We start from the raw sequence: 25,868 nt of genomic DNA on the forward strand, positions 1-25,868 counted from the left end.
CGGGGTGAAGCCGTGCGCCGGTTCGACGAGCAGAGCCCGTCCGACGCCCTCGGCGCGTGTGCGTGTGCGTGTGCGTGCGTGCGTGCGGTGCCGGACCGGGTCCGGCCCCTGCTGAATCCCGCCGCTGACGCACACCGCGCCCGTCACCGCGGTCGCACCCGGGCCGTGCCCGGCACGCCACAGGCCCGGTTCGCTCCGAGGAACGAACCGGGCCTGTGCACAACGGCTGACGACCGCTCAGGAAGAGGCGGGCGGATACAGCGCGCGCGGCAGCCGCGAGGCCGCCGCCGCGTCCAGCAGCCACAGGGTGCGGCCGCGTCCGTACGCACCGGCCGCCGGGGCCTGGATCTCCCCGGCGCCCGAGAGCGCGATCTCCGCGGCCTCCGCCTTGTCCTCACCCGCGGCGAGCAGCCACACCTCGCGCGCCGCCCGGATCGCGGGCAGCGTGAGCGAGATGCGGGTGGGCGGCGGCTTGGGGGCGCCGTGCACACCGACGACGGTGCGCTCGGTCTCCCGTACCGCGGGCAGCTCCGGGAAGAGCGACGCGACATGCGTGTCCGGACCGACGCCCAGCATCAGGACGTCGAACGTCGGCACCGGACCGTGGTCCTCGGGGCCGGCCGCGGCGGCCAGTTCAGCGGCGTACGAGGCCGCCGCCGCGTCGGCGTCACCGCCGCACGGACCGTCCGAGGCGGGCATCGCGTGCACCCGTGACGGGGTCAGCGGCACCGAGTCCAGCAGGGCCTCGCGGGCCTGCGTGACATTGCGCTCCGGATCGCCCTCCGGCAGGAACCGCTCGTCGCCCCACCACAGGTCGAGCCGCGACCAGTCGATCGCGTCCCGGGCGGGCGCGTCGGCGAGGGCGGCCAGCAGGCCGTTGCCGTTGCGCCCGCCGGTGAGGACCACCGAGGCGTAACCGCGCGCCGCCTGGGCGTCCACGATCCTCGTGATCAGCCGGGCCGCGGCGGCCTGCGCCATCAGCTCCTTGTCGCGGTGCACGACAAGCTGAGGGGCACTCACTTCGCCGCCGCCTTCTTGGCCGCGGTCTTCTTCGCGGGGGCCGGGGCGGCGGCGGGAGCGGGCTCGGACGGCTTCTGTTCCGGTCCGGCGAGCTTCTCCACGCCGAACTTCACCGATGCCGCATAGGTGTTGTCCGGGTCCAGGCGCCGCAGCTCCTCGGCGAGCAGCTCGGCCGTGTCCCGCCGCTTGAGCGCCACCGCACGGTCCGGCTGGCCCTGCATCGAGAGCGTGGCCAGCGAACCGTCCGGCCGGTCCAGCACGATGACGCCGTTCTTGGTCTCCATCCGCACGGCCGTCAGACCGGGACCGTCGGACAGGGTGCGTGCCACCGGAACCTGGAGCCGGTCAGCGAGCCACATGGCGAGCAGCTCGCAGCTCGGGTTCTCCGACTCGCCCTCGACCGTCGCCGAGACCACCTCGACCTGCTGCTGGTCGAGCGCGGCCGCCAGCATCGAGCGCCACGGCGTGATGCGGGTCCAGGCCAGATCGGTGTCGCCCGGGGTGTACGACCGGGCGCGCACCGCGAGTTCGTCACCCGGGTGCTCCGAGGCGTACGCGTCGGTGATCCGGCGCTGGGCGAGTGCGCCCAGCGGGTCCTTCGCCGGGTCGTCGGGCGCGTCCTCGGGCCACCAGACCACGACCGGGGCGTCCGGCAGCAGCAGCGGCAGGACCACGGACTGGGCGTGGTTGGCCAGCTCGCCGTGGAGGCGCAGGACGACGGTCTCGCCGGTGCCGGCGTCGGAGCCGACCCGCACCTCGGCGTCGAGCCGGGCGTCGCGGCGGCTGCGCGGCGAGCGGCTGTGCCGCTTGATCACCGCGATGATCCGCGAGGGGTGCTCGCGCGAGGCGTCACCGGCCGACTTGAGCGCGTCGTACGCGTTCTCCTCGTCGGTGACGATGACCAGGGTCAGCACCATGCCGATGGCCGGGGTGCCGATGGCACGGCGGGCCGACACCAGCGCCTGGTTGATCTTGCTGGAAGTGGTTTCCGTGAGATCGATCTTCATGGCCGGCGCCAGCTCCGTCCGTCTCGTGCAAGCATCTCGTCCGCCTCGGCCGGGCCCCAGGTGCCCGCCGGGTACTGCGCGGGCTTGCCGTGCTTGTCCCAGTACTCCTCGATCGGGTCGAGGATGTTCCAGGAGAGTTCGACCTCCTGGTGCCGCGGGAAGAGGTTGGCGTCGCCGAGCAGCACATCGAGGATGAGCCGCTCGTACGCCTCCGGGCTGGACTCCGTGAAGGACTCGCCGTACGCGAAGTCCATCGTGACGTCCCGCACCTCCATCGAGGTGCCGGGCACCTTGGAGCCGAACCGCACGGTCACGCCCTCGTCCGGCTGGACCCGGATGACCAGGGCGTTGCCGCCCAGCTCCTCCGTCGCGCCGGACTCGAAGGGCAGGTACGGGGCGCGCTTGAAGACGACCGCGATCTCCGTGACCCGGCGGCCGAGCCGCTTTCCGGTCCGGAGGTAGAACGGCACGCCCGCCCAGCGGCGGTTGTTGATCGTCAGCTTGATCGCGGCGAAGGTGTCGGTCGTCGACTTGGGGTCGATGCCGTCCTCCTCCAGATAGCCGAGGACCTCCTCGCCGCCCTGCCACGCGTGCGCGTACTGGCCGCGCACCGTGTGCTTGCCCAGGTCCTCCGGCAGCTCCACCGCCGTGAGCACCTTGAGCTTCTCGGCGACCAGGGCCTTCGGGTGGAAGGAGCCGGGCTCCTCCATCGCCGTCAGCGCCAGCAGCTGGAGCAGGTGGTTCTGGATGACGTCACGGGCGGCGCCGATGCCGTCGTAGTAGCCGGCCCGGCCACCGATGCCGATGTCCTCGGCCATCGTGATCTGGACGTGGTCGACGTACGACCTGTTCCAGATCGGCTCGAACATCGTGTTGGCGAATCGCAGTGCCAGGATGTTCTGGACCGTCTCCTTGCCCAGGTAGTGGTCGATCCGGAAGACCTCGTTGGGCGGGAACACGTCGTGGACGATCTGGTTGAGCTCCTGTGCGCTCTTGAGATCGTGGCCGAAGGGCTTCTCGATGACGGCACGCCGCCAGGAGCCCTCCTTCTGGTCGGCGAGCCCGTGCTTCTTGAGCTGCTGGACGACCTTGGGGAAGAACTTCGGCGGCACGGAGAGGTAGAAGGCGAAGTTGCCGCCCGTGCCCTGTGCCTTGTCGAGGTCCTGGATCGTGGCCTTCAGGGTCTCGAAGGCGTCGTCGTCGTCGAAGTTGCCCTGGACGAAGCGCATCCCCTGGATGAGCTGCTGCCAGACCTCTTCACGGAACGGCGTACGCGCGTGTTGCTTGACGGCGTCGTGGACCTCCTGTGCGAAGTCCTCGTCGTGCCACTCGCGGCGCGCGAAGCCGATGAGGGAGAAGCCCGGCGGCAGCAGGCCGCGGTTGGCCAGGTCGTAGACGGCGGGCATCAGCTTTTTACGGGACAAATCGCCCGTGACGCCAAAGATCACCAGGCCCGACGGTCCCGCGATGCGCGGGAGCCGTCGGTCCTGGGGGTCACGAAGCGGGTTGGCTCCGGGAACACCAGACAAGGTGGTCAGCCCTCCGAAGGAGCGAGGCGCTTGAGCTCCGCCTCGGTCGAGTTGAGCAGGTCGATCCAGGACGCCTCGAACTTCTCGACGCCCTCGTCCTCGAGGAGCTGGACGACGTCGTCGTAGGAGATCCCGAGCTTCGCGACAGCGTCGAGCTCGGCACGGGCCTGCTCGTAGGTGCCGGCGATGGTGTTGCCCGTGATCTGCCCGTGGTCCGCCGTGGCGTCCAAAGTGGCCTCGGGCATGGTGTTCACCGTGCCGGGGGCGACCAGGTCGTCGACGTACAGGGTGTCCTTGTACGCGGGGTCCTTGACACCGGTCGAGGCCCACAGCGGACGCTGCTTGTTGGCCTGCGCCTTGTCCAGCGCGGCCCAGCGCTCCGAGCCGAAGACCTCTTCGTACGCCTGGTAGGCGAGCCGGGCGTTGGCGAGTGCCGCCTTGCCCTTGAGGGCCTTGGCCTCGTCGGTGCCGATCGCGTCGAGACGCTTGTCGATCTCGGTGTCCACGCGGGACACGAAGAAGGAGGCCACCGAGTGGATCTTGGAGAGGTCCAGGCCCGCGGCCTTCGCCTTCTCCAGACCCGCCAGGTAGGCGTCCATGACCTCGCGGTAGCGCTCCAGCGAGAAGATCAGCGTGACGTTGACGCTGATGCCCTTGCCGATGACCTCGGTGATCGCCGGGAGACCGGCCTTCGTCGCCGGGATCTTGATGAGCGTGTTGGGCCGGTCCACCAGCCACGCCAGCTGCTTGGCCTCGGCGACGGTGGCGGCGGTGCGGTGCGCCAGACGCGGGTCGACCTCGATGGAGACCCGGCCGTCCTGGCCGTCCGTGGCGTCGAAGACCGGACGCAGGATGTCCGCCGCATCCCGTACATCGGCCGTCGTGATCATGCGGATGGCCTCGTCGACCGTGACCTTGCGGGTGGCGAGGTCGGTGAGCTGCTGCTCGTAGCCGTCGCCGTGCGAGATCGCCTTCTGGAAGATCGACGGGTTGGTGGTGACGCCCACGACGTGCTGCTCGTCGATCAGCTCGGCGAGGTTGCCCGAGGTGATCCGCTTGCGCGACAGGTCATCGAGCCAGATCGCCACGCCCTCGTCGGAGAGGCGCTTGAGTGCGTCTGTCATGAGAATTGCATCTCCTACTAGTCGTATAACGGCGTCAGCGCGTGGCGGCGGCGAGAGATTCCCGCGCTGCGGCGGCGACGTGCTCGCCGGTGAAGCCGAACTCACGGAAGAGGACCTTGGCGTCGGCCGAGGCACCGAAGTGCTCCAGCGAGACGATCCGGCCTGCGTCTCCCACGTAACGGTGCCAGGTCAGACCGATACCGGCCTCGACCGCGACCCGGGCCTTCACGGACGGCGGCAGAACGCTGTCCTTGTAGGCCTGGTCCTGCTCCTCGAACCACTCGACCGACGGCATCGACACCACCCGGGTCGGGACGCCGGCCGCCTGCAGCCCCTCGCGCGCCTCGACGGCGAGGTGCACCTCGGAGCCCGTGCCGATCAGGAGGACCTGGGGCGCCGCGTTCTGCCCGTCGGGCCCTTCGGCCTCGAAGAGCACGTAGCCGCCCTTGGCCGCGTCCTCGTTCGCCTCGTACGTCGGCACGCCCTGGCGGGTCAGCGCCAGACCGTGCGGGGCCCCCTTGCCGAACACCTTGGTGTAGCGGCGCAGGATCTCGCGCCAGGCGATGGAGGTCTCGTTGGCGTCGGCCGGGCGGACGATGTTCAGGCCCGGGATGGCGCGCAGCGAGGCCAGGTGCTCGACCGGCTGGTGGGTCGGGCCGTCCTCGCCGAGACCGATCGAGTCGTGCGTCCACACGTACGTCACCGGCAGGTGCATCAGCGCGGACAGCCGAACGGCGTTGCGCATGTAGTCGGAGAACACCAGGAACGTGCCGCCGTAGATGCGGGTGTGGCCGTGCAGCGCGATACCGTTCATGGCCGCGGCCATGGCGTGCTCGCGGATGCCGAAGTGGATCGTGCGGCCGTACGGGTCGGCGCCGGGCAGCGGGTTGCCCGCCGGGAGGAACGACGACGTCTTGTCGATCGTCGTGTTGTTCGAGCCCGCAAGGTCGGCGGAGCCGCCCCACAGCTCGGGGATGACCTCGCCGAGCGACTGGAGCACCTTGCCGGAGGCGGCACGGGTGGCGACGCTCTTGCCCGGCTCGAAGACCGGAAGCCTGTCCTCCCAGCCCGTGGGCAGCTCGCCCGCGGAGATCCGGTCGAACTCGGCGGCGCGCTCCGGGTTGGCGGTGCGCCAGGCGGCGAGGGACTTCTCCCACTCGGCCTTGGCCTCGCGGCCGCGGTCCAGCGCCTGACGGGTGTGGGAGATGACCTCGTCGGAGACCTCGAAGGACTTCTCCGGGTCGAAGCCGAGGACCTTCTTCGTCGCGGCAACCTCTTCGTCACCGAGCGCCGAGCCGTGCGAGGCCTCGGTGTTCTGGGCGTTGGGGGCGGGCCAGGCGATGATCGAGCGGGCCGCGATGAACGAGGGGCGCCCGGTCTCGGCCTTGGCGGCCTGCAGCGCCTCGTACAGACCCGCCGCGTCCAGGTCGCCGCTGGGCAGCTGGTCGACGCGCTGGACGTGCCAGCCGTACGCCTCGTAACGCTTCAGGGTGTCCTCGGAGACCGCGGTCTCCGTGTCGCCCTCGATGGAGATGTGGTTGTCGTCCCACAGCACGACCAGGTTGCCGAGCTTCTGGTGGCCGGCCAGCGAGGACGCCTCCGCGGAGATGCCCTCCTGGAGGCAGCCGTCACCGGCGACGACCCAGACCATGTGGTCGAACGGGGAGGTGCCGGGGGCCGCCTCCGGGTCGAACAGGCCACGCTCGTAACGGGCGGCCATCGCCATGCCGACGGCGTTGGCGACACCCTGGCCCAGCGGGCCCGTGGTCGTCTCGACGCCGGTGGTGTGGCCGTACTCCGGGTGACCGGGGGTCTTCGAGCCCCAGGTGCGGAAGGCCTTGAGGTCGTCGAGCTCCAGGCCGTAGCCGGCCAGGTAGAGCTGGATGTAGAGGGTCAGGCTGCTGTGACCCGCGGAGAGCACGAACCGGTCGCGACCGGTCCACTCCGCGTCGGCGGGGTCGTGCCGCATCACCTTCTGGAAGAGGGTGTACGCGGCGGGAGCCAGGCTCATCGCCGTGCCCGGGTGGCCGTTTCCGACCTTCTGTACGGCGTCGGCGGCAAGGACGCGGACAGTGTCCACGGCCCGCTGGTCCAATTCGGTCCACTGGAGATCTGTGGTGGTCGGCTTGGTGCTCACCCTGAGTCAGGGCTCCTCTCCACTGTTTGAAAACCGGTGACTGTGACCGCACCGGGCGTTGTCGAGCCTACCCCCGTCGGAACACGCATTTTCCGGCTGCTTTCCAGGGTGCAGGCGGCCCGCGGAGTTCGCCTCCCGTATGAGCGCAACGGCTCACTTCTGGGCCCTCCGATGAGCGCACCCCGTTACCGATGCGCCCTCCGATGAGCGCATCCTCCTACTGATGCGCATCGACGGGCTTGTCCCCTTATCGGCGGTCTCCGCGTCCGGCTCCCCGCTCCCGCGTCGCTCCGGCGAGCGCGGGCACGCCTGCCCCCGCGCCACTCCGACGAGCCGGACGCCGTGCTCCCGCGCCACTTCAACACGACCCCACCCCCGCGAAGGGTGGCCTGTCCGCCAACGTCTACAGTGGTCTGGTTCGCGCAAGTCTTTACCGGGCCCTCACGCCCGGAGCTTGCTGGGATTTCTCTGTCAGGGGTGTGCGTGACGGCCGTCGAGTCCCGACCCGCAGGGGTCGCCTTGACTCCCAGCCCGGGGGGCCACCGCCCGTTCGGGGCCCGTGTCAAGGCATTCGTGGCGCTGACCAAGCCTCGGATCATCGAGCTGTTGCTGATCACCACTGTTCCGGTGATGTTCCTGGCCGCTCAGGGTGTACCCGATCTGTGGCTCGTTCTCACCACCACCATCGGGGGGTATCTCTCCGCGGGCGGCGCCAACGCGCTGAACATGTACATCGACCGCGACATCGACGCGTTGATGGACCGTACCTCGCAACGCCCGCTGGTCACCGGCATGGTGAGCCCGCGTGAGTGCCTGGCCTTCGGGTTCGCCCTCGCGGTGATCTCCACGGTCTGGTTCGGGGTGTTCGTCAACTGGCTGTCGGCCGCGCTCGCGCTCGGCGCGCTGCTGTTCTACGTCGTCGGCTACACGATGCTGCTGAAGCGCCGCACCTCGCAGAACATCGTCTGGGGCGGCATCGCCGGCTGCCTTCCGGTCCTCATCGGCTGGTCCGCCGTGACCAACTCGATGTCCTGGGCCGCGGTCATCCTCTTCGCCGTGATGTTCTTCTGGACGCCGCCGCACTACTGGCCGCTGTCCATGAAGGTGAAGGAGGACTACGCCAGGGTCGGTGTCCCGATGCTGCCGGTCATCGCCTCCAACCGGGTGGTGGCCCGCCAGATCGTCGTCTACAGCTGGGTGATGGTCGCCGTCTCACTGCTGCTGACCCCGCTGGGTTACACCGGCTGGTTCTACACGGCGGTGGCGCTGCTGACCGGTGGGTTCTGGCTCTGGGAGGCGCACGCCCTGCTCAACCGGGCCAAGGCCGGAGTGACCGGCGGGAAGCTCAAGGAGATGCGGCTGTTCCACTGGTCGATCACCTATGTCTCGCTGCTCTTCGTCGCCGTGGCGATCGACCCCTTCCTGCGGTAGTCCCGCTTCCTCGACTCCTGCCGACGGGCGGGGTACGTGGCCCACGCCACGTGCCCCGCCCGTCGCACGTCGATCTACCCGTCGGTAGCATCCTGAGCATGGCAGAGACGGCAGAGACCCAGGTGGAGAGCGGCAGGCAGGCGGCCCGCGCGGAGCGCAGGGCGGCGAGGCTCGCCAAGCAGATCGGTGCCTTCGCCAAGGCGCACGGCGGCGCGGAGGGCCAGCTCGCCTACATCGGGCAGATGGGCACCCGCATCGTTCTCGTGGGCGAGGACGGCGGCTGGGGCGATCTGGTGGCCCCGTCGTACGCGGTCGCCGAGAGCGCCACGCGCAAGGCCGGGATCACGATGCACGAGTCCTTCGACGGCGATTTCGCCGCGAAGGTCCGTACCGGCCCGTACGAGTGGACGCGAATGGCGGGCATCCAGGTGGGCGGTCCCTCCGACAAGGCCTGAGCGAACGGACCCCCATACGTCGATCGCCGGACGGACCCGCGTACGGGTCCGTCCGGCGATCGACGTATGGGGAGGGCTTCCGGGCGCCCGGAGCTCAGCCCGCCGCGGCGGGCTCCGGCTGCTCGGCGGCGGCGCCGGGTACCGGGGGGACGGCCACCGGGCGCTCACGCAGCGACAGCAGCACCCGCACGACCGCGATCCACACCAGGCACGAGCCGAACATGTGCAGGCCGACGAGGATCTCGGGGGTGTCGGTGAAGTACTGGACGTAACCGATGACGCCCTGACCCATCAGCACCAGGAAGAGGTCACGGGCGCGGTGGAGCGGGCCGATGGGTGCGTCCACCGCCTTCAGCACGAACCAGAGGGCCACGGTGAGCGCCACGACGGCCCAGGCCAGATCGGCGTGCAGCTGCGTGATCATCTTCCAGTCGATCGGGATGCGGTGGACGTCGCTGGAGTCACCCGCGTGCCGTCCGGCGCCGGTGACGACCGTGCCCACCGCGACCAGCAGCCCCGCCACGACCGCGAGCAGCCAGGCCAGCTGCGACACCGCCTTGCCCACCAGCGGACGCGGTGCGAAGTCCCCCTCGCGGACCCGCTGCCAGGTCACCATCGCGACGGTGAGCAGCGCCGTGGACAGCAGGAAGTGCGCCGCGACGGTGTACGGGTTGAGGCCGACCAGCACCACGATGCCGCCGAGCACCGCGTTGCCCATGACGACCCAGAACTGCGTCCAGCCGAGCCGGGTGAGGCTGCGGCGCCAGGGCTTCGCGGACCGGGCGGCGATGATCGCCCACCCGACGGCCGCGCACAGGACGTACGTCAGCATCCGGTTGCCGAACTCGATGGCGCCGTGGAAGCCCATCGCGCTCGTCGCCGTCAGGCTCTCGTCGGTGCACTTGGGCCAGGTCGGGCAGCCGAGGCCGGAGCCGGTCAGCCGCACCGCGCCGCCGGTCACGACGATGAGCACGGCCATGACGACGGCCGACATGGCCGCACGGCGCACCGTGCGGGGGGACGGAGTCCATCGCTCGGCGATGAAGAGGAGCGGGTTCCGCGCGGCTTGAGCGACTTCGGCTCGGGTCAGCTTGGGCACGCGCACCATCGTAGGCGGCGGCTTGTGCAAGCTTTCACGAGGGGGACGAGTTACCCCGAACCGGCGACGGAGCGCGCCCACGGGCTCACTCCCGGCCGAGGCGCCGGCTCACTCCCAGCGGAAGAACCGGGCCGCCGCGCCCAGCCCGAGCACCGCCCACGCCGCGAGGACGCCGAGGTCGCCCCACGGCATCGACGCGCCGTGCTGGAGCACGTCGCGCAGCCCGTCCGACAGGGCCGCGATCGGCAGCACGCCCAGCGCCGACTGCGCGGCGTCCGGGAACTTGTCGAGGGGCACGACGACCCCGCCGCCGACCAGCAGCAGCAGAAAGACCAGATTGGCCGCGGCGAGCGTCGCCTCCGCCTTCAGCGTCCCGGCCATCAGCAGACCGAGCCCGGAGAAGGCCGCGGTGCCGAGCACGAGCAGCAGCAGGACGGCGAAGGGGTTGCCGTGGGGCGACCAGCCCAGCGCGAACGCGATCACCGTGAGCAGCACCACCTGCAACACCTCGGTGACGAGCACCGCCAGCGTCTTGGCGGTCATCAGCGCCCAGCGGGGCAGCGGCGAGGCGGCCAGCCGCTTGAGCACCCCGTACCGCCGCTCGAAACCGGTGGCGATGGCCTGGCCGGTGAAGGCCGTGGACATCACGGCGAGCGCGAGGACGCCGGGCGTCAGGAAGTCGACCGACCTGCCCTCGCCCGTGTCCACGATGTCGACCGCGCTGAACAGCACCAGCAGCAGCGTCGGGATGATCACGGTCAGCAGCAGTTGCTCCCCGTTGCGCAGCAGCATCCGCGTCTCCAGCGCGGTCTGCGCGGCGATCATGCGGGAGAGCGGGGCGGCGCCCGGCCGCGGGGTGTACGTACCGGCGCTCATGCGCGCAGCTCCTTGCCGGTCAGTTCCAGGAAGACGTCCTCCAGGGTGTGCCGCTCCACGGAGATGCCGGACGGCATCACCCCGTGCTGCGCGCACCAGGAGGTGACGGTGGCCAGCAGCTGCGGGTCGACATCGCCGGTGATGCGGTACGTGCCCGGGGTGAGCTCCGCCGCCTCCGAGCCGTCGGGCAGTGCCTTCAGGAGGGAACCCAGGTCGAGACGGGGACGGCCGGTGAAGCGCAGAGTGTTCTCGGCGCCGCCGCGGCAGAGCGTCTCGGGGCTGCCCTGGGCGATGACCTTGCCCGCGTCGATGACGGCGACGTCGTCGGCGAGTTCCTCGGCCTCGTCCATGAAGTGGGTGGTCAGGACGATCGACACACCGTCGGCGCGGAGCTCGCGCACGAGGTCCCAGGTGGAGCGGCGGGCCTGCGGATCGAGGCCGGCGGTCGGCTCGTCGAGGAAGACCAGCTCGGGGCGGCCGACGACGGCCATGGCCAGGGCGAGCCGCTGCTGCTGGCCGCCGGAGAGCCTGCGGTAGGTCGTCCGGCCGCAGCTGCCGAGGCCGAGGCGCTCGATCAGCGTGTCGACGTCCAGCGGGTGGGCGTGGAGCTTCGCCATGTGCCGGAGCATCTCGTCGGCGCGTGCGCCGGAGTAGACACCACCCGACTGGAGCATCACGCCGATCCGGGGGCGGAGCTCTGCGGCGTCGGCGACCGGGTCGAGACCGAGGACCTTCACCGTTCCGCCGTCCGGACGGCGGTACCCCTCGCAGGTTTCGACGGTGGTGGTCTTCCCGGCGCCGTTGGGGCCGAGGACGGCGGTGACGGTGCCGGTGCGTACACACAGGTCGAGGCCGTCCACAGCGGTCTTGGGGCCGTACCGCTTCACCAGGTTCCTGACCTGTACGACGGACTCGCTCTTCATGGCCGGTAAGTGTAGGCAGGAGCGGAAAGGGGACGAGTCGCGGGGCCGAATTAGGTGACCCTAAGTGATGAACCGCACCGTAGATCGTTTCGGACCGTGGTTGTCAGGGCCCGGCGAATTACGCAACAATGGCGTTGTGAAAAACGTTGGCGAGGCTCCGCAGGAGGAACTCGCGACCGGTGAGCGCTCGACGCGCAACCGGGTCGCGCGCTCCATCCTGGACCACGGCCCGTCCACGGTGGCCGATCTCGCCAAGCGCCTCGGCCTCACCCAGGCCGCTGTCCGCCGCCATCTCGACGCCCTCGTCTCCGACGGCGTCGTCGAGGCCCGTGAGCAGCGGGTGTACGGCGCGCGGACCCGGGGCCGGCCGGCCAAGGTGTTCGCTCTGACGGACTGCGGGCGCGACGCCTTCGACCAGTCCTACGACAAGCTCGCGGCGGACGCCCTGCGGTGGATCGCCGAGACCTCGGGCGACGAAGCGGTCGTCGCTTTCGCGCGGGCCAGGATCGCGGCCCAGTCCGAGGCCTACCGCTCGGTGATCGAGGCCGCCGACCCCGAGGCGCGCACGGAGGCGTTGGCCAAGGCCTTGTCCGCCGACGGGTACGCTGCTACGGCGCGTAGCGCGCCCGGCCCGCAGCGGGGCGAACAGCTGTGCCAGCACCACTGCCCGGTCGCTCATGTCGCCGAGCAGTACCCGCAGCTGTGCGAGGCGGAGACGGAGTTCTTCTCCAGCCTCCTCGGGACGCATGTGCAGCGTCTGGCCACCATCGCCCACGGCGACGGTGTGTGCACGACGTACATCCCGCGCAGCGGCCACTCAGCACCACAGACCATCAATTCAGCATCTGCAAGCACGGCCGGGAGGAACCCCGCATGACGCTCCCTACGGAGACTGCCCACCCTGAGCTCGAGGGTCTGGGTACGTACGAATTCGGCTGGGCCGACTCCGACGCGGCAGGCGCCGCAGCCAAGCGCGGGCTCTCCGAGGAGGTCGTCCGCGACATCTCGGCGAAGAAGAACGAGCCCGAGTGGATGTTGAAGCTGCGCCTCAAGGGCCTCAGGCTCTTCGACAAGAAGCCCATGCCGAACTGGGGCTCCGACCTGTCGGGCATCGACTTCGACAACATCAAGTACTTCGTGCGGTCCACGGAGAAGCAGGCGGAGTCCTGGGAGGACCTGCCCGAGGACATCAAGAACACCTACGACAAGCTCGGCATCCCGGAGGCGGAGAAGCAGCGCCTGGTCGCCGGTGTCGCCGCGCAGTACGAGTCCGAGGTCGTCTACCACCAGATCCGTGAGGACCTGGAGGAGCAGGGCGTCATCTTCCTGGACACCGACACCGCGCTGAAGGAGCACCCGGAGCTCTTCAAGGAGTACTTCGGCACCGTCATCCCGGTCGGCGACAACAAGTTCGCCTCGCTGAACTCGGCCGTGTGGTCCGGCGGCTCGTTCATCTACGTGCCCAAGGGTGTCCACGTCGACATCCCGCTGCAGGCCTACTTCCGTATCAACACGGAGAACATGGGCCAGTTCGAGCGGACGCTGATCATCGTCGACGAGGACGCCTACGTCCACTACGTCGAGGGCTGCACCGCCCCGATCTACTCCTCCGACTCGCTGCACTCCGCGGTCGTCGAGATCATCGTGAAGAAGGGCGGCCGCTGCCGCTACACGACGATCCAGAACTGGTCGAACAACGTCTACAACCTGGTCACCAAGCGTGCCGTGGCCTACGAGGGCGCGACCATGGAGTGGGTCGACGGCAACATCGGCTCCAAGGTCACCATGAAGTACCCGGCCGTCTACCTGATGGGTGAGCACGCCAAGGGCGAGACCCTGTCCATCGCCTTCGCGGGCGAGGGCCAGCACCAGGACGCCGGCGCCAAGATGGTCCACATGGCGCCGAACACCTCCTCCAACATCGTCTCCAAGTCGGTGGCGCGAGGCGGCGGCCGTACCTCCTACCGCGGTCTGATCGAGATCGGCGAAGGCGCGCCGGGCGCGAAGTCCAACGTCCTGTGCGACGCCCTGCTGGTCGACACGATCTCGCGCTCCGACACCTACCCGTACGTGGACGTCCGCGAGGACGACGTGTCGATGGGGCACGAGGCCACCGTCTCCAAGGTCTCCGAGGATCAGCTCTTCTACCTGATGAGCCGCGGTCTGACGGAGTTCGAGGCGATGGCGATGATCGTGCGCGGCTTCGTCGAGCCGATCGCGAAGGAGCTGCCGATGGAGTACGCCCTCGAACTCAACCGGCTGATCGAGCTGCAGATGGAGGGTTCGGTCGGCTGACAGGGCCCGCACGGCCCGACGACCGAATCCCCCGACTTTTGACAGAGAAAGCGAGCACTACGACAGCCATGGCTGAGGCTCAGAACATTCCGGCGGGGTCCACCACCACCGGCTCCATCGCGGTGGCCGCCGAGTCGACCGTCGCCACACGCATGAGCGCGCCCCCGTCCTTCGACGTCGCGGACTTCCCCGTCCCGCACGGTCGTGAGGAGGAGTGGCGGTTCACGCCGCTGGAGCGGCTGCGCGGACTGCACGACGGCACCGCCGTCGCCACCGGCGGCGCCGTGAAGGTCGCGATCGAGGCCCCCGAGGGCGTCACGGTCGAGACCGTCGGCCGCGACGACTCCCGGCTCGGGAAGGCCGGCACCCCGGTGGACCGCGTCGCCGCCCAGGCGTACACGTCCTTCGAGCAGGCGTCCGTCGTCACGGTCGCCAAGGAGGCCGTGCTCACCGAGCCGATCCGCATCGCGGTGCACGGCGAGGGCGGTGTGGCCTACGGCCACCAGGTCGTCGAGCTGGGAGCCTTCGCCGAGGCCGTCGTCGTCATCGACCACACCGGTGACGCGGTGCTCGCCGCCAACGTGGACTACGTCCTCGGCGACGGCGCGAAGCTCACCGTCGTCTCCGTGCAGGACTGGGACGAGAACGCGGTCCACGTCGGCCAGCACAACGCGCTGGTCGGCCGGGACGCCTCGTTCAAGTCGATCGTCGTCACCTTCGGCGGTGACCTCGTCCGTCTCCACCCGCGCGTCAGCTACGCGGGCACCGGCGGCGAGGCCGAGCTCTTCGGCCTGTACTTCACCGACAGGGGCCAGCACCAGGAGCACCGTCTCCTGGTCGACCACAACACCCCGCACTGCAAGTCCAACGCCGCCTACAAGGGCGCGCTCCAGGGCGACGACGCGCACGCGGTGTGGATCGGTGACGTCCTCATCCAGGCCAGGGCCGAGGGCACCGACACCTACGAGATGAACCGCAACCTCGTCCTCACCGACGGCGCGCGGGTCGACTCGGTGCCGAACCTGGAGATCGAGACCGGCGAGATCGTCGGCGCCGGCCACGCCTCCGCCACCGGCCGCTTCGACGACGAGCAGCTCTTCTACCTGATGTCCCGCGGCATCCCCGCCGAGGAGGCCCGTCGGCTCGTCGTGCGCGGCTTCTTCGCCGAGCTGGTCCAGCAGATCGGGCTGCCGGACGTCGAGGCACGGCTGCTCGACAAGATCGAGGCCGAGCTGAAGGCGTCCGTCTGATGGCCTTCGTCAAAGCCTGTGCGCTGAGCGAGCTGGAGGACGACACCCCGAAGAGGGTGGAGCTCGACGGCATTCCGGTGTCCGTCGTCCGTACCGAGGGCGAGGTGTTCGCGATCAACGACATCTGCTCGCACGCGAACGTCTCACTGTCCGAGGGAGAGGTCGAGGACTGCATGATCGAGTGCTGGCTGCACGGCTCCAGCTTCGACCTCCGCACCGGCAAGCCGTCCGGTCTTCCCGCGACGCGCCCCGTCCCCGTATACCCCGTCAAGATCGAAGGGGACGATGTGCTCGTCTCCGTCACCCAGGAGTCCTGAGTCACCCATGGCAACGCTTGAAATCCGCGACCTGCACGTCTCCGTCGAGGCCGACAACGCCACGAAGGAGATCCTCAAGGGCGTCGACCTGATCGTGAAGCAGGGCGAGACCCACGCCATCATGGGCCCCAACGGGTCCGGCAAGTCCACCCTCGCGTACTCCCTCGCGGGTCACCCCAAGTACACGATCACCAGCGGTTCGGTGACCCTGGACGGCGAGGACGTCCTGGAGATGACCGTCGACGAGCGGGCCCGCGCCGGTCTGTTCCTCGCGATGCAGTACCCGGTCGAGATCCCCGGTGTCTCGGTCTCCAACTTCCTGCGCACCTCCGCCACCGCCGTCCGCGGCGAGGCGCCCAAGCTGCGTACCTGGGTGAAGGAGGTCAAGGAGACGATGGGCCGGCTCCAGATGGACCCGGCGTTCGCCGAGCGCAACGTGAACGAAGGCTTCTCCGGCGGTGAGAAGAAGCGCCACGAGATCCTTCAGCTGGAGCTTCTCAAGCCGAAGGTCGCGATCCTCGACGAGACCGACTCCGGCCTGGACGTCGACGCCCTGCGCATCGTTTCCGAGGGCGTCAACCGGGTCCGCGAGACCGGCGAGGTCGGCACCCTGCTGATCACGCACTACACGCGGATCCTCCGCTACATCAAGCCCGACTTCGTGCACGTCTTCGCCAACGGCCGTATTGCCGAGTCCGGCGGCGCCGAGCTCGCCGACAAGCTGGAGAACGAGGGCTACGAGGCATATGTGAAGGGTGGCGCTTCCGCGTGACACAGCTGCCGGGCCTCCTCGACACCGAGGCGATCCGCAAGGACTTCCCCCTGCTGGATCGTACGGTCCACGACGGAAAGAAGGTCGTCTACCTGGACAGTGCGGCGACCTCGCAGAAGCCGCGCCAGGTGCTCGACGCCCTCAACGAGTACTACGAGCGGCACAACGCCAACGTGCACCGCGGCGTGTACACGATCGCGGAGGAGGCCACGGCGCTGTACGAAGGCGCCCGTGACAAGGTCGCCGCGTTCATCAACGCGCCCAGTCGCAACGAGGTGATCTTCACCAAGAACGCCTCCGAGTCGCTGAACCTCGTGGCCAACATGCTCGGCTGGGCCGACGAGCCCTACCGGGTCGACCACGACACCGAGATCGTCACCACGGAGATGGAGCACCACTCCAACATCGTGCCGTGGCAGCTGCTCTCGCAGCGCACCGGCGCGAAGCTGAAGTGGTTCGGCATCACCGACGACGGCCGGCTCGACCTGTCCAACATCGACGAGATCATCACGGAGAAGACGAAGATCGTCTCCTTCACCCTGGTCTCCAACATCATGGGCACGATCAACCCGGTCGAGAAGATCATCCGCCGTGCCCAGCAGGTCGGCGCGCTGGTCTGCATCGACGCCTCGCAGGCCGCCCCGCACATGGTGCTGGACGTGCAGGCGCTGCAGGCCGACTTCGTGGCCTTCACCGGCCACAAGATGGTCGGCCCGACCGGCATCGGTGTGCTCTGGGGACGGCAGGAGCTCCTGGAGGACCTGCCGCCGTTCCTCGGCGGTGGCGAGATGATCGAGACCGTGTCGATGCACTCGTCGACCTACGCCCCCGCGCCGCACAAGTTCGAGGCCGGTACGCCCCCGATCGCCCAGGCCGTCGGCCTCGGCGCGGCCGTGGACTACCTCTCGGCGATCGGCATGGAGAACATCTACCGGCACGAGCACGCGATCACCGAGTACGCGGTGAAGCGGCTGCTGGAGGTGCCGGACCTCAGGATCATCGGTCCTGCGACGGCCGAGGACCGCGGCGCCACGATCTCCTTCACGCTCGGTGACATCCACCCCCACGACGTGGGTCAGGTACTCGACGAGCAGGGCATCGCGGTCCGGGTCGGACACCACTGTGCGCGGCCGGTCTGCCTGAGGTACGGAATTCCTGCGACGACGCGAGCGTCGTTCTATCTGTACTCCACGCCCGCCGAGGTCGACGCCCTGGTGGACGGTCTGGAGCACGTACGGAACTTTTTCGGGTAATAGGCAGAGCGGCTGAGGGTTGACTGGTGAAGCTTGATTCCATGTACCAGGAAGTGATCCTGGACCACTACAAGCACCCCCACGGGCGCGGCCTGCGGGACGGCGACGCCGAGGTGCACCACGTCAACCCGACGTGCGGCGACGAGATCACTCTCCGGGTGAAGTACGACGGCGAGACCATCACCGATGTGTCGTACGAGGGTCAGGGCTGCTCCATCAGCCAGGCCAGCGCCTCCGTGCTGAACGATCTATTGGTCGGCAAGGAGCTGGGCGAGGCGCAGAAGATCCAGGAGACCTTCCTGGAGCTGATGCAGTCGAAGGGCCAGCTGGAGCCGGACGACGCGATGGAGGAGGTACTGGAGGACGCGGTCGCGTTCGCCGGTGTCTCGAAGTACCCGGCCCGGGTGAAATGCGCGCTACTGAGCTGGATGGCGTGGAAGGACGCGACGGCGAAAGCGCTGTCCGAAGGGAAGACGGCATGAGCGAGAACACGGTGACATCCAACGAGGACCTGACGACCAAGCCGGCCTCAGAGGAAGAGGTCCGCGAAGCCCTGTACGACGTCGTCGACCCCGAGCTGGGCATCGACGTCGTCAACCTGGGCCTGATCTACGGCATCCACATCGATGACGCCAACATCGCCACCCTCGACATGACCCTGACGTCCGCGGCGTGCCCGCTGACCGACGTCATCGAGGACCAGGCGAAGTCCGCGACCGACGGCATCGTCAACGAGCTGCGGATCAACTGGGTCTGGATGCCGCCGTGGGGCCCGGACAAGATCACGGACGACGGGCGCGAGCAGCTGCGCGCGCTCGGCTTCAACGTCTGAGAGCCTGTCGGGTGGCCTGCGACCGGGCGGACGCGGTCACCCGACAAGCTCTGAGCCATCCGTGTCTGCGAACGGCCCCCGGCAACCGCCGGGGGCCGTTCGTCGTTGTTCGTCGGCCGTACGCGTGATGTGTGTCCGTTGTTGGCGAGGGAACGGGAGTCTGAACGCGAACCCACGCCGACGAGAGGCACGCTGTGTCGCATCAGCTTTCGCTCCACAACCGCCGGGCGGCCATCGCCGCGAGCGGAGTTCTCGTACTGGCCGCCCTGGGCGTCGACGCCCCCGCGCACGCCGCGGGTTACGGCACGCCGACGATCGGGCTCTCGGTCTCCTATCTCTCCGGTGCCGTCGGCGCGACCGGTGACCCGGTGGTGACCGTCACCGTCGCGCAGAGCGGCGCCGATGCCGCCGCGCTCGGGGTGGTGGCGTCCGCCAGCTCCAAGCCGTCCGTCGCCGCAACCGGTGATGTGACCGTGACCGGGACCGGCGCCACCCGGCAGCTCGCGGTCGCCGCGCGCGGGCGTGGCTACACGGACCTCACGATCAAGGTCACCGGACTCGGCGGCAGGACCGCCACCAGGACGCTGCACTACGCCGCGTCCGCCGCCGTGCAGAACGCCGCCGACACGCGCTACCTCACCGGCTCGTCGGACGCCTCGGCCGCCGTCGACGCGGGCGGCGGGTATGTGGTCGTCGCCGACGACGAGTCCAACACGCTGCGCCTGTACGACCGTTCGGCGTCCGGTGCGCCCGTGCGGAGCTGGGACGTCGGCTCGGCGCTCGGGGTGTCGAAGGAGATCGACATCGAGGCCGGAGCCCGGGTCGGGAACACCATCTACTGGACCGGATCGCTGGGCAACAACAAGGACGGTGTGTACAAGGCCGACCGCAACACCGTCTTCACCACGACGGTGACCGGCTCGGGGGCCACCACCCGGCTGACGGTGGGCGGTTCGTACAAGAAGCTCCGTGACGACCTCGTCGCCTGGGACAGGGCGAACGGCAACCGGTACGGCTTCGCCGCAGGGACGGCGGACGGTGAAGCGCCCAAGCAGATCGACGGATTCAACATCGAGGGGCTGGAGTTCGCCCCCGGTTCGACGACCACCGCGTACCTCGGCTTCCGGGCGCCGCTCGTACCGCCGAAGGCGGGGGGCAAGGCGCTCGTCGTGCCCGTCACCAACTTCGACAAGGTGGCCGGCAGCGGGGCGAAGGCGGTCATCGGTACGCCGATCGAGCTGGACCTCGGCGGACTCAGCATCCGGGACATCCGTAGGAACGCGGCCGACCAGTATCTGATCGTGGCCGGTTCCTGGGCGGCCGACGACAATTCCGACCCGTACGCCCTCTACAGCTGGGACGGGGTCGCCGCGCACGCGCCGGTCGAGCGGGCCGAGCTGCCGACCGCCGACCCGGGTGGCTGGGAGGCCGTCGTCGACGTTCCGGACCTGACGGTTCCGGGCGCCCGTGCGCAGCTGATCACGGATGCCGGATCGGCCGATCTGTACGGGGACGGCACGGAGGCGAAGGATCTCGACCACGCGGAGTGGAAGAAGTCCCGGGCCACCTGGTTCACCGTCGGCGGCTGACGGATCGGGCACCTTCGCGATTGGGGATGGTCAACGGTCATGCCCGTCGAGCAGACTGGCGGCATGACCGTTTCTTTCCACAGCGTCGTCGTCGACACTCACGATCTCCCGTCGCTCGCCAGCTTCTGGTGCCAGGTGCTCGACTGGAAGGTGCTCTTCGAGGCCGACGGCGAAATCGTGATCGGCGCCGACAAGTCGGCGCTTCCCGGGATCTGCTTCGTCTCCGTGCCGGAGCGGAAGGCGGGCAAGAACCGGCTCCACATCGACCTCGCCCCCGATGACCAGGCCGCCGAGGTCGAGCGCATCATCGGGCTCGGGGCGCGGCGGGCGGACATCGGGCAGCAGGCGGAGGCGAGTTGGGTGGTGCTGGAGGACCCCGAGGGGAACGAGTTCTGTGTGCTGAGTCCGAAGAACTCGCTCATCGACTGAGGAGCCCCGGCCCGATCCGACGGGAGAACTCAAGAGGTGTCCCGTGATCCATGGGATCACGGGACAACCCTCAATAAGTGCCGTACGGGGACGGCGGTACGGCCGCCGCCTCGGCGAGGACCGGGCCCAGGTTCTCCGCGCGCATGCGCCGGTCGACGTAGAGAAGTCCGGTCACCAGCTGCGGGAACGTCGACGAGAGGAGCTGACCGATGAGCTGCCCCAGCACGAGGATCACCAGGTAGCCGCTCATGGCGAAGGCGATCGACGCCGGGTTCGGGTCCTCGTCCAGGGTCGAGCCGCCGATGACGCCGGAGAACATGCCGAGGAACGAGAACGGGATCTGGATGACGTAGTTCGCCACGGCCGCCATCACGAAGGCCAGCAGACTGATCCCGAAGACCCGCCACCAGTCGCCCCGCACCAGCTGCGACGAACGGCGCAGGGCCGCCACCGGGCTCTGCCGCTCGAAGACCGCGGCCGGGGCGGCCAGGCTGAACTTCACCCAGAGCCAGGCCGCCAGGGGAGCGGTGGCCAGGGCGCCGAGGAGGCCGAGCGCGGTCCACACCGCGGCACCGGACTCGTGGGTCAGGGTGATCGCACTGATCACGAGGGCGCAGAAGCCGACCATCATGAGCACGATCGGGATCATCGCGATCAGGCTGGACAGGATCACCGTGCCGATCACCGCCGGAACGCGCGCCCAGGCCCGTCGCCAGACGACGGAGAAGGTGGTGGGCCTGCCCAGCACCGCCTCCTGCAGGATCACGGGAACGGCCGCGTACATCAGGGCCGTACAGAGCATGAGGGCGACCATGGCGACCAGCCAGATGGCGCCGAAGGCGATCAGTACCGGCGCGAGGTCGTCCGACGACGGGTCCTGGTCGGCGCTGAGCGAGATGATCCGGTGCAGATGGTCACTGGTCGCGGAGTACGCGATCGACGTCGCCGCCCCCACGACGACCAGCGCCACGCCGTACACGGCCACGCCGACGCCGAAGAGCTGCTTCCAGTAGCGGCCTATCGTGCTGAAGGCGCCGCCGAATATGTCCCCGAGCCTCAGGGGTGCCAGCGGTATCACTCCGGGCTTCGGCGGTGGCATCCAGCCACCCCATCCCGGTGGCCCTCCGTACGGTGCTCCTCCGTACGGCGCACCGCCGCCCCACCCTGCGTCCTGCGTCACTGCGGCTCCGTTGTGTCGTCGTCCTGTGTGCCCGTCGGGACACCGTAGCGTCCCGAGTGGCGTGAATCCGTCGTACCGTGGCGCGAGCGGCGATGCGTACACTCGTACACATGGGATATGGACTGCTTGCAGCGGCGATTGCGGCGGAGGTGGCCGGCACGACGGCCATGAAGTACAGCGAGGGCTTCACCCGGCTCTGGCCCTCGCTGATCACCGTCGCGGGTTATCTCATAGCCTTCACCCTGCTCGCCCAGACGCTGAAGACGCTGTCCATGGGCACCGCCTATGCCATCTGGGCCGGGATCGGCACCGCCGCCGTCGCCGCCATCGGCATCCTCTTCATGGGGGAGTCCGGGAACCTGGTCAAGCTGGCGGGCATAGCGCTGGTCATCGCCGGAGTGGTGGTGCTGAATCTGGGAGGGGCCCACTGATGACACGTCGTTACGATCCCGAGCGGCGCGAACGCATCATCGACGCCGCGATCCGGGTCGTCGGCGCCAAGGGCATCGCGGGGCTCAGCCACCGCTCCGTCGCGGCCGAGGCGGACGTGCCGCTCGGCTCGACGACCTATCACTTCGCCTCCCTGGACGAGCTGTTGACCGCCGCGCTGCGCCGGTCGAACGAGAATTTCGCCGAGGTCATGCGGGCGAGCGAGGCCCTGGCCGACCCGGCGGCCGACCTCGCCGAGGAGCTGGCCCGGCTGCTGGGGGAGTACTTCTCCGGCGGGCGCGCGCGGGCCGAGCTGGAGTACGAGCTGTATCTCGCCGCGCTGCGCAGGCCCGCGCTGCGGCCCGTCGCCGCCGAGTGGACCGACGGCACGGCCGAGTTGCTGTCCCGGCGCACCGATCCGGCCACGGCGCGGGCGCTGATCGCGCTCATGGACGGTATCTGCCTGCAGGTGCTGCTCACCGGCGGCGACTACGACGAGGCGTACACCAGGGAGATGATGAGCCGGATCGTCGGCTGACCGCTTTGGTCCCGGGTGCCGGACCGGCCCGGCACCCGGCCGCACGTGCCCCTCACTCGACCGAGGGGCCCGCGTCCCGGACCGCGGCCAGGGCCGCCCGCACGCTCGCCTCGATGTCCGTGACCGGGTACAGCGCCTCGCGGATCGTCCGGTCCCGGTCGACCACCAGCGTCAGCCGCTTCAATCTGCTCGTTCCCGCCGCGCGGAAGGTCGGCAGCCGCAGGGCCGCCACCAGGTCCAGCTCCGCGTCGGACAGCAGCAGGAAGCGCAGCCGTTCCGCCTCCGCGAACGCCCGCTGTTCGTCCGGCCGTTGGGTCGAGACCCCGTGCACGCTCGCTCCTGCCGCCGTGAACTCGGCCAACCGGTCGCGGTACGTGCAGGATTCGAGGGTGCAGCCGCTCGCGCCGGGGATCTCGGCCCAGCCCGGCGGGTAGGCGTCCCGGCGGGCGTAGGCGCCGGGGAAGCAGTACAGGACGGTGTACGGCGTGTCGGCGACCGGGTCGCGCGACGTGCCCTCATGGTCCAGCAGGCGCAGCTCGGGCAGGCGGGTGCCCACCAGGGCGTGCACCCGGGCCGCCTCCTTCGACGCCTCCGCGGCCGTCGCCATCGTTTCCCCTTCCCCCATCACCCAGGTGTCGCCCCAGTCCTGGAGCGCGATCAGTACGGGCAGCAGCGCGTGTCCGCGCCGGGTGAGCCGGTACTCGTACCGGGGCGGCCGGTCCTGGTACGGCTCCCGGGACAGCACGCCCGCGTCGACCAGCAGCCGCAGCCGCTCGGTCAGTACTTTGCGGGAGACGCCCAGCTCTTGTCGGAGTGCGTCGAAGCGATGCACCCCGCGTGCCGTGTCCCGCACGATCAGCAGGGTCCACCAGTCGCCGACGACATCGAGTGCCTGGGCGATGGCGCAGTCGGCGTCGGCCAGGCTGGTGCGCTGGGGCATGGGTCCTCCTTCGTGCTCCCGCGGCCGTATCTCACCGGATTGACCTGCAGGAAAGCATGATGCCATAGTCCGTTCCCAAGAGAGACTCACTTGGGGAGGGTGTTGCGGATGGGGCTCTTCGGGATGGTGCGGGACGTACCACGCACGGTACGGCTGCTGGCCCTCGGCTCCTTCCTCAATGGGGTCGTCAGCTTCACCTTCGTCTATCTCTTCGTCTATCTGACCGGCCCGCGCGGGCTGACCGTCCCCCAGGCCGGCGTGATCGCGGGCGTCGGCGGCATCGGCCTGGTCGCGGGGAACTTCACCGGTGGCTGGTTCGGCGATCACTACGGTCACCGCCGGATGCTTCTGACCGGTGCGCTGGTCGGCGGGGCGGCGCTCGCCACCCTGCCGGTCCTGCCCGTCGCGGCCATGTACGGGGTGCTGCCGCTCGCGCAGTACGCGGCGGGCGTCGTGCGCGCCGCCAACGCCGCACTCGTCGCAGTCTCCGTCCCCGAGGGCGGACGGCGTCAGAGCTTCGCCCTCGTGCGGGCCGGGGGCAACGCGGCCTTCGCCGTCGGCCCGCCGCTCGGCGCGCTGGTCGCCGCCCGCTTCTCGTACGACTGGCTGTTCGTCGCCGACGGTCTCGGGACGCTGCTCTTCGCGGGGTACGCGGCCATGGTGCTGCCGGCGCACGGCACCGCGCACAGCCGGCCGGCCCGTGAGCCCGGTGCGCCCGGGCTCCTGCGGGAGCTGCGGGCCAGGCCCGCGGTGCTGGTCCTGCTCGCCGCGATCCTCTGCGTCGACCTCGTCTACCGCCAGCAGTACTCGACCCTGCCCGTCTTCCTGTCCGAGCACGGCCACGGCGCCCAGTTCTACGGCTGGCTGCTCGCGATCAACGGTGGCCTCATCCTCCTGCTGGAGCTTCCCGCCGCGCACGCGCTGCGCCGACGGGAGCCGCTGGGCATCGTGGGCACCGGACTGTTGCTCGTGGGGCTGGGCTACGCGGTGCTCGTCCCGGGGGCCGGAGCGTTGTTCGCCGTCACCATGATGGCGGCCTTGACCGCGGGCGAGATCCTGTACAAGACCACCGCGACGGCGTACGTCGCCGACCGGGCTCCCGACCATGCGCAGGGCCGCTTCCAGAGCCTGTACGCGGGTGCCTCCATCAGCGGTCAGGTGCTGGCGCCACCGCTCGGCGGCGCCCTCTACGCCGCCGCGCCCGGCCTGCTCTGGCCGGCCTGCGCCGTGCTGGCCGGCGGCGCGGGGGCGGCGGTGCTGGCGGCCCGGCGGCTGCGGGCGGCGGAACCGGGGCCGGTGGCGGTGCGTCCGCCGGTGCGCGAGGAGGCCTCCGCACCGGCGCCCGGACGGCAGGCACGGTCCGGCTGACCGGCTGGTCATGGGTTCGGGGCGACCACCCGGCGAGACCGGTTGGCTCCGACGGCGCCCCGCCGGTTAGGTTTTCTGCCATGACCGACACGACTCCTGCTCGCACCACCGGCGCCGTCGCCGCCGGCCTCGCCACCATCGCCGGCGACGGTTCCGTTCTCGACACCTGGTTCCCCGCCCCCGAGCTCACCGCCGACCCGGGCCCGGCCGGAACCGAACGGCTCACCCCCGACCGGGCCGTCGACCTCCTGGGCGCGGGTGCCGCCAAGGCCGTCGGTGTGGACGCCCGCCGCGGTGTCGAGATCGTCGCCGTCCGTACGGTCATCGCCTCGCTCGACGACAAGCCGCTCGACGCCCACGACGCGTACCTGCGTCTGCACCTCCTCTCGCACCGCCTCGTCCGGCCGCACGGCCAGAACCTGGACGGCCTCTTCGGCCTCCTCTCCAACGTCGCCTGGACCTCGCTCGGCCCGGTCGCCGTGGACGATGTGGAGAAGGTCCGGCTGAACGCCCGCGCCGAGGGCCTGCACCTGCAGGTCACCTCGGTCGACAAGTTCCCCCGGATGACGGACTACGTCGCGCCCAAGGGCGTGCGGATCGCCGACGCCGACCGGGTCAGGCTCGGCGCGCACCTCGCCTCCGGCACCACCGTCATGCACGAGGGCTTCGTCAACTTCAACGCGGGCACCCTCGGCACGTCGATGGTCGAGGGCCGGATCTCCGCGGGTGTCGTCGTCGGCAACGGCTCCGACATCGGTGGCGGCGCCTCCACCATGGGCACCCTCTCCGGCGGTGGCAAGGAACGCATCGTCATCGGCGAGCGCTGCCTGATCGGCGCCGAGGCCGGTGTCGGGATCGCGCTCGGCGACGAGTGTGTCGTCGAGGCCGGGCTCTACATCACGGCCGGCAGCCGCATCACCCTGCCGGACGGACAGATCGTCAAGGCCCGTGAGCTCTCCGGCGCCTCGAACATCCTCTTCCGTCGCAACTCGGTCACCGGAGCCGTGGAGGCGCGGCCGAACAACGCGGTCTGGGACGGCCTCAACGACGTCCTGCACAGCCACAACTAGTGCCG

General features: G+C 69.8%; 26 protein-coding genes. 16 read left to right on the top strand and 10 right to left on the bottom strand.

The genetic code is table 11. The features are described 5' to 3' along the window. Positions 1-237 precede the first annotated feature (237 nt). The 5 genes from pgl to tkt are packed head-to-tail and all read right to left on the bottom strand — an operon-like array spanning position 238 to position 6,817. Entirely contained in the window at positions 238-1,020 is a 783-nt protein-coding gene (gene pgl / locus ACIQCZ_RS22960; protein WP_402284561.1) for a 6-phosphogluconolactonase, read from the bottom strand. Further along, positions 1,017-2,027, bottom strand: coding sequence for a glucose-6-phosphate dehydrogenase assembly protein OpcA (gene opcA / locus ACIQCZ_RS22965; protein ID WP_376222728.1), 1,011 nt, complete (start codon positions 2,025-2,027; stop codon positions 1,017-1,019). Before opcA ends, pgl begins: the two co-directional genes overlap by 4 nt. Continuing rightward, on the bottom strand, positions 2,024-3,556 hold the full coding sequence (gene zwf, locus ACIQCZ_RS22970) for a glucose-6-phosphate dehydrogenase (RefSeq protein ID WP_376282907.1): 1,533 nt from the start codon (positions 3,554-3,556) through the stop codon (positions 2,024-2,026). The genes opcA and zwf overlap by 4 nt, the downstream gene beginning before the upstream one ends. Positions 3,557-3,561: 5 nt before the next feature. Next, on the bottom strand, positions 3,562-4,680 hold the full coding sequence (gene tal / locus ACIQCZ_RS22975) for a transaldolase (protein ID WP_376222722.1): 1,119 nt from the start codon (positions 4,678-4,680) through the stop codon (positions 3,562-3,564). Positions 4,681-4,714: 34 nt separating this feature from the next. Next, a complete protein-coding gene (gene tkt / locus ACIQCZ_RS22980; RefSeq protein WP_402284562.1) occupies positions 4,715-6,817 on the bottom strand; it encodes a transketolase in 2,103 nt (700 codons plus the stop codon). Between the two features lie 477 nt (positions 6,818-7,294). On the opposite strand from tkt, the gene ACIQCZ_RS22985 reads away from it, so the two are divergent. Then, positions 7,295-8,248, top strand: coding sequence for a heme o synthase (locus ACIQCZ_RS22985; RefSeq protein WP_402284563.1), 954 nt, complete (start codon positions 7,295-7,297; stop codon positions 8,246-8,248). A gap of 98 nt (positions 8,249-8,346) precedes the next feature. Continuing rightward, on the top strand, positions 8,347-8,703 hold the full coding sequence (locus ACIQCZ_RS22990) for a hypothetical protein (RefSeq protein WP_402284564.1): 357 nt from the start codon (positions 8,347-8,349) through the stop codon (positions 8,701-8,703). Between the two features lie 94 nt (positions 8,704-8,797). Here ACIQCZ_RS22990 and ACIQCZ_RS22995 read toward each other — a convergent pair whose 3' ends face one another. The 3 genes from ACIQCZ_RS22995 to ACIQCZ_RS23005 all read right to left on the bottom strand — a co-directional run bounded on the left by ACIQCZ_RS22995 (position 8,798) and on the right by ACIQCZ_RS23005 (position 11,601). Further along, on the bottom strand, positions 8,798-9,811 hold the full coding sequence (locus ACIQCZ_RS22995) for a heme A synthase (RefSeq protein ID WP_402284565.1): 1,014 nt from the start codon (positions 9,809-9,811) through the stop codon (positions 8,798-8,800). Between the two features lie 99 nt (positions 9,812-9,910). Next, a complete protein-coding gene (locus ACIQCZ_RS23000; protein ID WP_402284566.1) occupies positions 9,911-10,678 on the bottom strand; it encodes an ABC transporter permease in 768 nt (255 codons plus the stop codon). After that, positions 10,675-11,601 (bottom strand): ABC transporter ATP-binding protein, encoded by a 927-nt coding sequence (locus tag ACIQCZ_RS23005; RefSeq protein ID WP_402284567.1) that lies wholly within the window; start codon positions 11,599-11,601, stop codon positions 10,675-10,677. Before ACIQCZ_RS23005 ends, ACIQCZ_RS23000 begins: the two co-directional genes overlap by 4 nt. 136 nt (positions 11,602-11,737) lie before the next feature. On the opposite strand from ACIQCZ_RS23005, the gene ACIQCZ_RS23010 reads away from it, so the two are divergent. The 10 genes from ACIQCZ_RS23010 to ACIQCZ_RS23055 all read left to right on the top strand — a co-directional run bounded on the left by ACIQCZ_RS23010 (position 11,738) and on the right by ACIQCZ_RS23055 (position 20,338). Further along, positions 11,738-12,478, top strand: coding sequence for a helix-turn-helix transcriptional regulator (locus ACIQCZ_RS23010; RefSeq protein ID WP_402284568.1), 741 nt, complete (start codon positions 11,738-11,740; stop codon positions 12,476-12,478). Next, the gene (sufB, locus tag ACIQCZ_RS23015) at positions 12,475-13,896 is read left to right on the top strand and encodes a Fe-S cluster assembly protein SufB (protein WP_266736472.1); all 1,422 of its coding nucleotides are present in this window, start codon (positions 12,475-12,477) and stop codon (positions 13,894-13,896) included. The genes ACIQCZ_RS23010 and sufB overlap by 4 nt, the downstream gene beginning before the upstream one ends. Positions 13,897-13,964: 68 nt before the next feature. Continuing rightward, positions 13,965-15,146: a Fe-S cluster assembly protein SufD gene (sufD, locus tag ACIQCZ_RS23020; RefSeq protein ID WP_351078831.1), complete on the top strand. Its 1,182-nt coding sequence runs from the start codon at positions 13,965-13,967 to the stop codon at positions 15,144-15,146. Beyond that, a complete protein-coding gene (locus tag ACIQCZ_RS23025; RefSeq protein ID WP_093899509.1) occupies positions 15,146-15,463 on the top strand; it encodes a bifunctional 3-phenylpropionate/cinnamic acid dioxygenase ferredoxin subunit in 318 nt (105 codons plus the stop codon). Before sufD ends, ACIQCZ_RS23025 begins: the two co-directional genes overlap by 1 nt. A 7-nt stretch (positions 15,464-15,470) precedes the next feature. Further along, positions 15,471-16,235: a Fe-S cluster assembly ATPase SufC gene (gene sufC / locus ACIQCZ_RS23030; RefSeq protein ID WP_351078837.1), complete on the top strand. Its 765-nt coding sequence runs from the start codon at positions 15,471-15,473 to the stop codon at positions 16,233-16,235. Next, on the top strand, positions 16,232-17,488 hold the full coding sequence (locus tag ACIQCZ_RS23035) for a cysteine desulfurase (protein WP_351078840.1): 1,257 nt from the start codon (positions 16,232-16,234) through the stop codon (positions 17,486-17,488). The genes sufC and ACIQCZ_RS23035 overlap by 4 nt, the downstream gene beginning before the upstream one ends. Positions 17,489-17,514: 26 nt before the next feature. After that, positions 17,515-17,970, top strand: a complete 456-nt coding sequence (gene sufU, locus ACIQCZ_RS23040) for a Fe-S cluster assembly sulfur transfer protein SufU (protein WP_114243911.1) — start codon at positions 17,515-17,517, stop codon at positions 17,968-17,970. Then, positions 17,967-18,320: a metal-sulfur cluster assembly factor gene (locus ACIQCZ_RS23045; protein WP_402284569.1), complete on the top strand. Its 354-nt coding sequence runs from the start codon at positions 17,967-17,969 to the stop codon at positions 18,318-18,320. The genes sufU and ACIQCZ_RS23045 overlap by 4 nt, the downstream gene beginning before the upstream one ends. A 194-nt stretch (positions 18,321-18,514) precedes the next feature. Continuing rightward, the gene (locus tag ACIQCZ_RS23050) at positions 18,515-19,909 is read left to right on the top strand and encodes a hypothetical protein (RefSeq protein WP_402284570.1); all 1,395 of its coding nucleotides are present in this window, start codon (positions 18,515-18,517) and stop codon (positions 19,907-19,909) included. Positions 19,910-19,972: 63 nt separating this feature from the next. Further along, the gene (locus ACIQCZ_RS23055; RefSeq protein ID WP_402284571.1) at positions 19,973-20,338 is read left to right on the top strand and encodes a VOC family protein; all 366 of its coding nucleotides are present in this window, start codon (positions 19,973-19,975) and stop codon (positions 20,336-20,338) included. A gap of 70 nt (positions 20,339-20,408) precedes the next feature. Here the strand turns inward: ACIQCZ_RS23055 and ACIQCZ_RS23060 are convergent, their stop codons facing one another. After that, positions 20,409-21,437, bottom strand: a complete 1,029-nt coding sequence (locus ACIQCZ_RS23060) for a hypothetical protein (protein WP_402284572.1) — start codon at positions 21,435-21,437, stop codon at positions 20,409-20,411. Between the two features lie 191 nt (positions 21,438-21,628). On the opposite strand from ACIQCZ_RS23060, the gene ACIQCZ_RS23065 reads away from it, so the two are divergent. Next, entirely contained in the window at positions 21,629-21,949 is a 321-nt protein-coding gene (locus ACIQCZ_RS23065; RefSeq protein ID WP_351078852.1) for a multidrug efflux SMR transporter, read from the top strand. After that, positions 21,949-22,485 (top strand): TetR/AcrR family transcriptional regulator, encoded by a 537-nt coding sequence (locus tag ACIQCZ_RS23070; RefSeq protein ID WP_402284573.1) that lies wholly within the window; start codon positions 21,949-21,951, stop codon positions 22,483-22,485. Before ACIQCZ_RS23065 ends, ACIQCZ_RS23070 begins: the two co-directional genes overlap by 1 nt. Positions 22,486-22,537: 52 nt before the next feature. On the opposite strand, the gene ACIQCZ_RS23075 is transcribed toward ACIQCZ_RS23070, so the two are convergent. Beyond that, complete coding sequence (locus ACIQCZ_RS23075) at positions 22,538-23,425, bottom strand: winged helix-turn-helix transcriptional regulator (protein ID WP_402284574.1); 888 nt, start codon at positions 23,423-23,425, stop codon at positions 22,538-22,540. Positions 23,426-23,533: 108 nt separating this feature from the next. Between ACIQCZ_RS23075 and ACIQCZ_RS23080 the strand changes: the two genes are divergently transcribed. After that, entirely contained in the window at positions 23,534-24,793 is a 1,260-nt protein-coding gene (locus tag ACIQCZ_RS23080) for an MFS transporter (RefSeq protein WP_402284575.1), read from the top strand. A gap of 80 nt (positions 24,794-24,873) precedes the next feature. Beyond that, positions 24,874-25,863, top strand: coding sequence for a 2,3,4,5-tetrahydropyridine-2,6-dicarboxylate N-succinyltransferase (dapD, locus tag ACIQCZ_RS23085; RefSeq protein ID WP_402284576.1), 990 nt, complete (start codon positions 24,874-24,876; stop codon positions 25,861-25,863). Positions 25,864-25,868 lie beyond the last annotated feature (5 nt).

This window comes from Streptomyces sp. NPDC093149, assembly GCF_044754145.1.
GTDB lineage: Bacteria > Actinomycetota > Actinomycetes > Streptomycetales > Streptomycetaceae > Streptomyces.